Annotated in this window: 6 protein-coding genes; 5 read left to right on the top strand and 1 reads right to left on the bottom strand. The window is 41.7% G+C overall.

Annotated elements, in window-relative coordinates; translation table 11 throughout:
• On the bottom strand, positions 1–285 hold a 285-nt coding region (locus RM347_RS29600; RefSeq protein ID WP_428850632.1), incomplete at its 3' end, for a hypothetical protein.
• A gap of 249 nt (positions 286–534) precedes the next feature.
• Between RM347_RS29600 and RM347_RS29595 the strand changes: the two genes are divergently transcribed.
• The 5 genes from RM347_RS29595 (at position 535) to RM347_RS29575 (ending at position 9569) form a co-directional block, all read left to right on the top strand.
• Positions 535–2082: an FAD-binding oxidoreductase gene (locus tag RM347_RS29595; protein ID WP_322717002.1), complete on the top strand. Its 1548-nt coding sequence runs from the start codon at positions 535–537 to the stop codon at positions 2080–2082.
• Between the two features lie 23 nt (positions 2083–2105).
• A complete protein-coding gene (locus tag RM347_RS29590; RefSeq protein ID WP_322717003.1) occupies positions 2106–2810 on the top strand; it encodes an actin-binding WH2 domain-containing protein in 705 nt (234 codons plus the stop codon).
• A gap of 42 nt (positions 2811–2852) precedes the next feature.
• Entirely contained in the window at positions 2853–3560 is a 708-nt protein-coding gene (locus RM347_RS29585) for an actin-binding WH2 domain-containing protein (protein WP_322717004.1), read from the top strand.
• A 787-nt stretch (positions 3561–4347) separates the two neighbouring features.
• Positions 4348–4788 carry a response regulator gene (locus tag RM347_RS29580; protein WP_322717005.1) on the top strand — a complete coding sequence of 147 codons (441 nt, stop codon included), beginning with the start codon at positions 4348–4350 and terminating at the stop codon, positions 4786–4788.
• A 545-nt stretch (positions 4789–5333) separates the two neighbouring features.
• On the top strand, positions 5334–9569 hold the full coding sequence (locus RM347_RS29575) for a chemotaxis protein CheB (RefSeq protein WP_322717006.1): 4236 nt from the start codon (positions 5334–5336) through the stop codon (positions 9567–9569).
• The last annotated feature ends 350 nt before the right edge of the window (positions 9570–9919 follow it).

Here is a 9919-nt window from a genome sequence, read left to right as displayed (position 1 = left end):
GGGCAATTCTTGAATTTCTTTGAGAAGAAATCTGACAGATTCAGTTTTGCTACGTTCTGTATAGATGAGCTTGAGAATGTTTTCAATTCCAAATCCCGCTATATATTCCCCTAAAACGGCTACCAGCCCAAGTAAGCCTAAACCTCCTAAGAGACCTAAAGGCCCGCCCAGCGATGAAAGCATAGCGACAACGGCGGCGACATTACCCCCTGATGCACCCGTTGCGATCACGAAAAGTATGCCAGGAAGGACTAAACCAGAAATTTTTTTGACGAGTTCATCCATTGTACTTACCTACAATCCTTATAAAGTGAAAACATGACTAATACCAAATTTATGTGAAGCTGCATAGAATAATTTCCTTGTCCGGCATGGAGTTTCAAGTGTTTTATTCTGTGCATCTTCATAGAGAATTGGTATTAGGGGGATCTATCTTGCGTAAGTCCTGTTCCAATTGGGATTTACCTGGTCACGATCGCATCTACTTTCTTCATTCTCAGGTAGTTTTGGAATATAGAGTTTAGTTTTTCCAAAATGTCTTTAACTGAAGAAATTCTTTCCCAATTACCCGGCGATGTTTTAGGAGGGTTGCGCCAAGGCGATCGCATCCTCACATCTCTGCGAGAAAACTCCGCACCTATCCCAACGCTAGTTAAAGAAAGTCAACAGCCTTTAGGCGTCGTAGACTTCGATGTGCTTATCTGCGGTGGCACCTTGGGCATTTTAATTGGTTGCGCCTTGGTGGTGAAGGGACTGCGGGTGGCGTTGCTGGAACGGGGAATTTTGCGGGGGAGGGAACAAGAGTGGAATATTTCTCGCAAAGAATTAGATGTGTTTGTGGAATTGAACTTGCTGACTGAGGAAGAATTAGAAACTGCGATCGCTACTCAATATAACCCGGCACGAGTTAGTTTTGCTGGCGGTACAGAAGTTTGGGTAGAGGATGTTTTGAATATCGGCGTAGATCCCGTTTATCTACTGGCTACCTTGAAAACCCGATTTCTCGCTGCTGGTGGAAAGTTGTTAGAAAACACACCCTTTACTGAAGCAGTGGTTCATCCAGATGGGGTGATGGTAAATAACCAATTCAAAACTCGGTTATTAATCGACGCGATGGGACATCTTTCACCTATTACCCAACAAGCACGTCAAGGAAAAAAACCAGATGCCCTCTGCTTAGTTGTGGGAAGTTGTGCCCAAGGTTTTCCGGAAAATAACTCAGGCGACTTGTTATTATCATTTACATCTTTGCAGAATCAATGTCAGTACTTCTGGGAAGCATTTCCAGCCAGGGATGGCAGAACCACTTACTTGTTTACCTACATGGATGCACATCCCCAACGTTTGAGTTTAGAAGCTCTATTTGAAGAATATCTGCGTCTCTTACCAGAATATCAGGGAGTGGAATTGAGCAAGCTAAAATTTCAACGAGCGCTATTTGGTTTCTTTCCCACCTATCGCCAAAGTCCGCTAAAAACCCCTTGGAATCGCATTCTACCAGCCGGAGATAGCAGTGGTAGTCAATCTCCCTTGAGTTTTGGCGGTTTTGGGGCAATGGTGCGTCACCTAAAGCGTTTAACTTATGGTATTTACGAAGCGCTGGAAACAGAACAATTATCTGCAAAAGCGTTAACACTGCTGCAACCCTATCAGCCAAGTTTGACTGTTACCTGGTTGTTTCAAAGGGCGATGAGTGTTGGTGTAAATCAAAAAATTGCTCCAGATCAAATTAACCAACTACTCTCGGCAGTATTTCAAGAAATGCAACAGTTAGGTACGCCAGTATTAAAACCATTTTTACAGGATATAGTGCAGTTTTCAGCACTAACGCAAACACTGTTAAAAACTGGTTTATATCATCCGGGAATAGTTGCCAAGATAATTCCACAAGTAGGTTTGGCAAGTTTGTTGGATTGGATGTTACATTACAGTAATTTAGGTGTATATACTGCCTTGCTTTCGCTAAGTCCAATGCTAGAAACATGGATTAACAATCAACCAAAAGAACAACAATATTATTGGCATCGTTTGATTGATGCCTGGAAGTATGGTTCTGGCGGTGATTACTCAGATGAAACTTAGAATTTTACTTGTGTGAGGATAACATGATTGAACGGAAATCTTTAGGGATAAAATACTTTGCAGTGCTGATTGGATTTCTGCGCGATCGCCAAGGTTTTCTAGAGGAAGTTCGCCAAGGTACGAGATTACCAAATAAGATTATTTCGCTGCTGGTTTGCAGTTCCTTATTTATCGCCGCTTATGGCGGAATCATTGGTGCATACCATAGCTGGATGCAAGCTTTGTCTTCCGCCATTAAACTCCCAGCCCTTTATTTAATCACACTTTTAATTTGTATCCCGACGTTGTTCTTTGCTAACATTATTTTTGGTTCAAAGCGGACTTTTGCCCAGCATTTGGCATTAGTTTTAACTGCGGTTTCAGTCACGAGCGTACTTTTATTTAGCTTTGCCCCAATCACACTGTTTTTCTTGATTACCACCAATAATTACCAATTTTTAATTCTGTTAAATGTCTTTATCTTTGCCATAACTGGATTTATTGGGGTTTCGTCTTTATATCAAGCCACAAGTTTAGTTTTAGAACAAGATAATGAAGGTAGCAAGACACGCCAGAAAATTTTACAGTTTTGGCTATTTCTTTACGCCTTCGTAGGCAGTCAGTTAGGATGGACTCTCAGACCGTTTTTTGGCACACCTGGTTCTGTCTTTGAACTATTCCGCGAAAGAGAAGGTAATTTTTATCTGAGTGTGATTCAAGCTATTAGCTATCTCTTGGGAATCCGTTAATTAGTCGTTAGTAATTCAATAAAATATACAACATATAAAATTATGCTGGATAAGAAAAATCGCGGGATTCAACAATTTGGGGTCTTGGTTAATTTATTGCGCGATCGCCAGGCTTTCTTAGAAGAAATTCGTCATGGAGTCAGATTACAAAATAAAATTAGTTCTCTGTTTGTAAGTAGTTCTATTTTCTTTGCCATCTATGGTGCAATTATTGGTGCATCTCACAGTTGGGGACAAGCATTATCCGGTGCTATTAAACTTCCGGCATTTTATTTATTAACACTGATTATTTGTTTCCCGACTTTGTTCTTTTTTAATGTTTTGTTTGGTTCCCGAAGCAGTGTTCAACAGCATTTTGTGGTGTTGCTCACATCTGTATCAGTGATTAGCGTACTTTTATTCAGCTTGGCACCAGTGACGCTATTTTTTCTGATCACTACACCCGACTCTTATCAATTTTTCAAACTGTTGAATGTGTTAATTTTTGGCATTACAGGCGTATTTGGTGTTAAATTCCTGTATGAAGGAATGCAATTACTTTCTCAACAAGATGAAGTTGGCAAAAAAACCCGTACGACTATTTTAAGATCCTGGTTATTACTTTATGCCTTTGTTGGTATGCAGTTAGGATGGTTTCTCAGACCGTTTTTTGGTGCCCCTGACTCTAAATTTGAGTTATTTCGGGCTGTGAAAGGCAACTTTTATTTGGATATTGTAGCGGCTATTTCGGAAATTTTAGGTTTGCGTTAATCTAAGATTTTTGCGTGTTTTGTAGTATAGCAGGAGGCAGGAGGTAAAAGTATTACTATTCCTAGCATTCACGCTTGTCATTATGTCCTAACCTATGTGACTACGGCTATATATCCAGATATAGCGGTTATCAATTGCATGGAATACAGACCTAACCCCCAGCCCCTTCCCTTGTAGGGAAGGGGGGTAAGATTCGAAGCCTCTCTCCTAAAAGGAGAGAAGTTTGGAGAGAGGTCAAAGTGTATTGCACCCAAACGAGAAGGGCTATAATTACTCACCGTTCGCGTAATCATTATTGAAGAAGGCAGGAATGATACTGCCTTTTTTAATTTTAACTACTACTTAATGATAGAAAATTTATCCTTCTTTAGACATAATATTCATAGCAGTAGTTAATAATCATTGTAATAATTTAAATATTTTTATATAAGACAATTTATTACTAAAATTTATACATATCATACAAATGATACGCTATTAAAACATTTATTTAAACACGAACTCTAACAACAGGATGTTATAGTAAACATTACTAAGTAATATTTATATTTAGTATGTAAAAAAATAGTTTATATTTGCGATGCTGCTATGAAAGCTAGTACCTTTAGTTTACTAGTTGCTGCAATCAAAGCTGCTAAGGGAGTAGATACTTTCAAAAGTAATATCCCGTTCATTCACCGTTTTTATGCCTACTGATGAAACGTTTACTGAACTTCAACTAAAGACACATAAATGCACTTTTTAAGGGTTTTCCAAAGCTAAAAAAAATCTCAATTTTGGAACTGGAATGCATATAAATAATACATTTCCTACTAATCCTTCATGTCTACAAGGGCTACGAGTACTCCTTGTAGATAATGATGTCAATTTCTGCAATTCGTTGACACCAATGTTGCAATCCTATGGTGTGAAGGTGCAAGCGGCATTTTTAGGAGAGCAAGCTTTGGAAATATTTGTGCAATGGCAACCTGATGTCCTCTTGAGTGATATTTCCTCGCCAAATGAGGATGGCTATGCTCTGATTCATCAGGTGAGAACACTTACGGGAGAACGAGGCAAAGTAGTACCAGCGATCGCTTTGACAGGCACTGTAACTGAAGATATGTATCAACACGCTCTTTTAGCTGGGTTTAGTCTATGTTTTGCTAAACCCATAGTTATTGATGATTTTGTTGCTGTACTTGGCATTTTAGCAATTGCTAATAATCCTCATCCTCATGCTAACTAGCTTTAATTAATGTCTTAAATATAGTACTTTAAATTTTGAGAAGTAATGATATGGGTCATTTCTTGGTGGGGATAATTATTTTTCAAATGCTACTAATGAACTTGATAAACGATAGGATTAATCTCACGAGTTATCAAATGTATATTTTAACTCAATTAGTTTTGCTTTTGAGTAGCGGAATTATTGGTATTGGATTTATTCTAGCTTCTTACTTCTTGGCAGTGACTTGGATTTAGAAAACTTAAATGGTTTATAGTTTATATTTTGGGAATATAGGACTCCTGTTTGATTGTGTGAAAAAAAAATCGGTATAACTCGAAAAGGCTGATTCCCTAGACGCGATTAATCGCGTCTAGGGAATCAGCCTTTCGCGCTTGCGCTGCGCTTCTCTTCGAGAGGCTCCGCCAACGCGAACGCGCACCACCCAAAGAAGCCTTATTTTATTTCATTTATACTCAAACTATTATTAAATACAGGGCAAGTAAGTAAACTGACTAAAATATAAACCTTAGCTGCCAAACCATTGCAGTGCTAAACTTCATCCTATGACATCCGATCAACCCTCTGAGCAACCTGTATCTAAATCTACCCCTAATGAAGCGTTCGACGTAGAACAGCAAGACAATACAGATGCTTTATTTCCCATCGTTGGCATTGCCGCCTCTGCGGGTGGATTAGAGGCATTTACACAGTTACTCAGCCATTTGCTTACCGATACAGGGATGGCATTTGTACTGATTCAACACTTAGACCCTAACCACAAGAGTCTGTTGAGCGAGATTCTGGCAAGAACAACTAAAATGCCTGTCACTGAAGTGCAAGATGGCGTGACTGTGGAACCTAACAAGGTTTACATCATTCCGCCTAACACTAAGATGATCTTATCTAATGGAGTGTTGCAACTCACGCCGCGAGAGAAAATTCAGGGTAAATATATGCCTGGTGATGCGTTCTTTAGTTCATTAGCAGCAGATCGAGGGCACAAAGCGATCGCAGTAGTTCTATCTGGAGCGAATGGAGACGGTTCACTAGGACTAAAGGCAATCAAGGCAGCTGGAGGCGTGACTTTTGCTCAGTGTGAAGACACAGCAAGATTCGATAGTATGCCCAATACTGCTGTTGCCAGTGGGAATGTTGATTTTATTCTGCCGCCTCAAAAAATCGCCGAGGAACTGGCAAACCTCAGTCGCAATCCTTTTATTTCTGAATCATTGCCAGTGATCGCGGTTGAGAAGTTGCTGCCTGAACAGGGTGATGCCCTTGCGACTATTTTTGTATTGTTGCGATCGCAAAGTGGCGTTGACTTCAGCCACTACAAGTCCAATACCCTCGATCGCCGAATCCAGCGCCGAATGCTGTTGTATAAACTAGAGCAGTTGGAAGATTATGCCCAGTATTTGCAACAAAATCCGGCTGAAGTCAAGGCACTCTATGAAGAAATTCTGATCCACGTCACCTATTTTTTCCGCGAGCCTGAAGCATTTGAACTGTTGAAAGAGCAAGTCTTTCCCAGTATTATGCAAAACAAGTCGGTAGGGTTGCCGATTCGGATTTGGGTGGCGGGGTGTTCAACAGGCGAGGAGGTCTATTCAATTGCCATCTCCTTACTGGAGTTTTTGTCGGATACAGTCACCTCGCCGCCGATCCAGATTTTTGCCACAGATATCAGCGAGATCGCGATTGAGAAAGCCAGAACAGGCATTTATCCAGAGAATCAAATGGTGGAGGTTTCACCAGAGCGTCGCCGCAGATTTTTTAATGCCATTGAAGGCGGTGGCTATCAAATTAGCAAAGCTGTCCGCGAACTGTGTGTGTTTGCTCGACAAGACTTGGGCAGTGACCCCCCTTTTTCCAACTTAGATTTAGTTAGCTGTCGGAATGTACTGATTTACTTGGACGAAACGTTGCAAAAACGGATACTGCCCATCTTTCATTACAGTCTTAACCCGACTGGCTTTTTACTGCTAGGAACTTCAGAAAGCACAGGTAAATATTCAGAGTTGTTTACTCTGATTGACAGAAAGAATAAAATTTATGCTAAAAAGCTAACTGCAAATCGTCCAATTCTATCGTTCGTTACCAGCAATTATCCGGTAACAAAAGTAGAGGAACCCAAGCTGACCAATGAGAATCCATCAAATGAGTTTGATTTAGACAGAAAAATTGATCAACTGATCTTGAATCGCTATGCCCCTGTGGGTGTAGTAATCAACAACAAGATGGACGTGCTGCAACTTCGGGGAGAAATCGATCTCTACCTAAAACTTTCACCTGGAAAACCGAGTCTCAATTTATTTACAATGGTGCGCCAAGGCCTGCTCGTGGAGCTACGCGCCGCAATTTATCAGGCACAACGGCAAAAAATTCTAGTTAGAAAGCAAGGGTTACGCATTGAAGAGGGCAATCTTTCAAAAATCATCAATATTGAAGTGATTCCATTCAAGCCTGCGGCTGACGAAGAATTCTACTTTCTGGTTTTATTTGAAAAAGCCCCACCCACGGTTAACAACCTCGACACGGTAAATCCTGAGAGCCAGGAGCAGCCAGAATTAGAGCGGGAGATTATTCGGCTCAGACAGGAACTCGCAAACGCCAACCAAGAGCGGGCTGCGACTCAAGAATATCTGCAAGCGGTGATCCAAGAGCAAGAGCACATCAATCAAGACCTGAAAGTTGCTAATGAAGAAATCCTCTCCAGCAATGAAGAGTTGCAAAGCACCAATGAGGAGCTAGAAACTGCCAAAGAAGAGATTCAGGCAACCAACGAAGAACTTAACACAACTAATGAAGAACTTCGCTCTCGAAATCAGGAATTACACCAAGTTAACAACGATCTGACAAATTTGCTTGCCAGTATCAATATTCCCATTTTGATATTGACTTTGGACTTACGGGTTCGACGTTTTACGCCAATGGCGCAACGGCTTTTCAATTTAATTCCCGCCGATGCTGGACGACCTTTGAGCGATATCAGAGCGAATCTGAATATTCCTGACTTAGAATCTCTAATTTTGGAGGTACTTGACACACTCAGCATCAAAGAATTAGAAGTCCAAACTATGGGGGGACATTGGTACAACCTCCGCATCCGTCCTTATCGCACCACAGAAAACCAGATTGACGGTGTAGTGTTGGTGTTAATAGATATTGATGTTCTCAAACGCAGTGCCACAACCTTAGAACAAGCCCGGAATTACGCTGAAGCGATTGTGGAGACGGTACAAGTGCCGTTAATCGTACTTGATGCTGATTTCCGGGTGAACAAAGCCAATCGCTCGTTTTATGAAACATTTCAGGTTTCACCATCCGAGACAGCGCAATCTCTGATTTTTGAACTAGGGAATGGTCAGTGGAACCTACCTGGACTACAACAGATCCTAGAAGACATTCTTGCCAACGATACCACTATTCAAAACTTAGAGGTAGAGCATCGTTTTGAGCAGATTGGGCACAAAACCATGCTGCTCAATGGTTGGAAAATTATTCAACAGGGAGAGAGCCAAAAGATTTTGCTGGCGATTGAAGATATTAGCGATCGCAAGCAGTTTGAGTTAGAGCGATCCGAGCTACTAGCACAGGAGCAGTCAGCCCGTCAAGAGGCGGAAAATGCCAACCAAGCTAAAAATGAATTCCTGTCGAACCTCTCCCATGAACTTCGTAACCCGCTCAATACTATACTCGGCTGGGCGCAACTCGTCCGCACCCGCAATTTAGATTCTTTAGCAGTCGCTCGTGGCTGGGAAGTGGTGGAGCGGAGTGCTAATGTGCAGGCTCAGTTAATCGATGATATGCTGGATCTCTCACGAATTACGAGTGGAAAGCTTCATTTAAACACTCGTCTCATCGATCTAGTTTCAGTAGTGGATGCTGCGATTGAGTCTATCGAATTTTCCGCAGAGGCAAAAGGCATTCAAATTGTTTCACAGTTGAACTCAGCGACAGTTGTCGGAGATTTTGACCGTTTACAGCAAGTTATGTGGAATTTACTTTCTAACGCGATTAAGTTCACTCCAGCCGATGGGCGAGTGGGAGTTATACTCGAAGCTGTATATAGTCACGCCGAGATTCGAGTCAGCGACACAGGAATTGGCATCCCGGCAGAATTGCTACCGTATGTGTTTGAGCGCTTCCGCCAAGGAAATTCCAGCACCAACAAAACGAGTCAGGGGCTTGGATTGGGCTTGTCAATCGTCCGTCATATTGTAGAACTTCACGGTGGAACAGTTCAAGCGCAAAGTCCAGGCGAGAGACAAGGAACCACAATCATCATCAGGCTGCCTCTGCGCTCAATGCCGCCGGAGATTACACCGCCAACTTATTTAGAGCCGAGCCTTTTATCAGAGACTCCAGATACATTAGATGGTAAAAATCCATCCCTTACCCTTGAAGGGTTATGCATCTTGGCTGTAGACGATCAAGCGGATAGCCGCGACTTACTACAGTGGATGTTAGAAGACTTCGGGGCGGAAGTAGTGGTTGTTACATCGGCAAGGGAAGCGATCGCGGCTCTAACTGAATCTCCTGGCAAATATGATGTGCTTCTAGCAGATATTGGGATGCCAGAGGAAGATGGTTTTTCCCTGATTCGTCAGATTAGAGAGCTTGAGGCTGAATCTGGGGGACAAATTCCAGCAGCGGCAATCAGTGCCTATGTCACCGAACAAGAGCGGCAAATGGCAATTGATGCTGGTTTTCAAATGCATCTAGCTAAACCGATTGAACTGACTCAATTGATATTGATGATTGCAAATTTGAGTGGACGAATCACAGATAATTATTAATTCGTAATTCGTAATACTCGCCAAAGGCAAGAAGCAAGCTACGTAACTCGTAATTGAGGATACAAAGAAACTAATTTTAATTATGAAAAACTAAAAAATGCGCTGTGTCTAGCTCCCCGACTTCTCAAAGAAATACTACGGTGTACACACATCTCTGTACAAGATACAAAACGAAATTAAATCCCCCTTAAAAAGGGGGACTTTGAGAAGTTTTTGTCTACTGAAAAAGAGAGACTTTGAGAAGTTTTTGCCACCCTTTTTAAGGGGGGTTGGGGGGATCAAAAGTCTGTGGTGCAACTCTAGAACACTCGTGTGTACACCGTAGACTTTTTAAGGAGGATTAGGTGGGA

It is taken from the genome of Nostoc sp. ChiQUE02, assembly GCF_034531305.2.
Lineage (GTDB): Bacteria > Cyanobacteriota > Cyanobacteriia > Cyanobacteriales > Nostocaceae > Nostoc.
The sequence above is the reverse complement of the archived record's forward strand: the minus strand, read 5'-3'. Positions and strand labels throughout refer to the sequence as shown.